The following is a 665-nucleotide window of genomic DNA, read 5'->3' on the forward strand; positions in this document are numbered from 1 at the left end:
TGCCCTTTTGTCTTGCGTTTCAATTCATATTTTTATAATATCACAAAAATATAAATCGTAAAGAGGCAACAGTGTCCATCAATCAATAAATGCCGGCTCGGGCAGATATCGTGTCCAATTTTCTAAAAGGACTGGCCAATCCGCATCGGCTTCTCATTCTGTGCGAGCTGGTGAATGGCGAAAAAAGCGTGACAGATCTCATCAACGCAACAGGCATTGCACAGACGTCAATGTCCCAGCATCTTAACAAGCTCAAGGAGGAAGGCATTCTCAGCTATCGCCGGGAACACAGATTGCTTTTATACAAGATTGAACATCCGGCTGTGATGGAAGTCATGGCTGTGCTTTATGCCCATTTTTGCCCAAAAGACCCATTATGATGAATTGGCCAATAGGTTTCACCGTTGCAGACGTTAGATGACTGACCTCTTTCAATTCGAGCGGATTTGCTTTATAGGCACAGCGAGCAATGGGATATGCCTGCTGCTTTCATGGCCCGCGCTGGACGACATCCCGGCCTGGGCGTCTGTTTTTCCTCTCATCAAGAACGGGTGTACGATGTCGATTACTGCTGAGCGCAAACAAGCACTTATCAAGGAATACGCCACCAAGGAAGGCGATACCGGTGCTCCTGAAGTACAGGTTGCCGTTCTTTCCGAGCGGAT

At 47.2% G+C, this 665-nt stretch carries 1 protein-coding gene and 1 pseudogene; both read left to right on the forward strand.

Annotated elements, in window-relative coordinates; translation table 11 throughout:
* The first annotated feature begins 110 nt into the window (after positions 1-110).
* Positions 111-380, forward strand: coding sequence for an ArsR/SmtB family transcription factor (locus VBH83_RS19365; protein WP_396999100.1), 270 nt, complete (start codon positions 111-113; stop codon positions 378-380).
* Between the two features lie 160 nt (positions 381-540).
* A pseudogene (locus tag VBH83_RS19370) lies at positions 541-665 on the forward strand (30S ribosomal protein S15); the annotation flags it as partial.

The organism is Ochrobactrum sp. S1502_03 (assembly GCF_044435015.1).
Classification (GTDB): domain Bacteria; phylum Pseudomonadota; class Alphaproteobacteria; order Rhizobiales; family Rhizobiaceae; genus Brucella; species Brucella chromiisoli.